The organism is Mesorhizobium sp. M0195, from assembly GCF_040322115.1.
GTDB lineage: Bacteria > Pseudomonadota > Alphaproteobacteria > Rhizobiales > Rhizobiaceae > Mesorhizobium.
On record NZ_JAMYSV010000095.1, the window covers coordinates 1 to 645 of the forward strand.

At 54.6% G+C, this 645-nt stretch carries 1 protein-coding gene; it reads left to right on the forward strand.

Annotated elements, in window-relative coordinates; genetic code table 11:
* On the forward strand, positions 1–645 hold a 645-nt coding region (locus NKJ12_RS32170; RefSeq protein ID WP_352707745.1), incomplete at both ends, for a thioesterase domain-containing protein.

Genomic DNA, 645 nt, shown 5'->3' on the forward strand with positions numbered 1-645 from the left:
AGACGGCGCTGGCACAGATCTGGGCGGAGCTTCTCGGTGTCGAGCGGGTCGGGCGCCACGACAACTTCTTCGAACTGGGCGGCCATTCGCTCCTGGCGGTGCAGTTGCTCAGTCGAGCATTAGATCTTGGGCTGGACTTTAGCGCCGCTGACCTCTTCCAAGCCCCTGTTCTGAAGGAACTTGCATCGAAGATTCATTTGGAGCCACAGCCCAGGAGTCGCGGAGTGATTTCCATTCGACCAACCGGATCGCAGCCACCGCTCTTCTTTGTCCCCACAGGTTTTGGAGATTGTTCCTATGTCGTCGGTCTGGTGGAGGAAATGGACGTAGACTGTCCCGTCTACGCTTTACCATGGCCGTCTTTCGATGAAGTTCGTCCACTGACCCTTGAAGCGATAGCTGATCAGGTCATCCTCGCGATCAAAGAAATTCAACCGCAGGGACCATATCGCTTCGCTGGATACTCATCAGGCGGAATCTTGGCTTACGCAATCGCCCAGCGCTTGCTGAGTCTCGATGACGCTGTGTCGTTCATCGCTCTCATCGATGTTACGCTACCCGCAAACGTGACAAAGATATCACCCATCCAAATGGTACGAGACGTCGTGCTCGATTCTTTTGAACCCTTAGATGATGAGAGCTTCG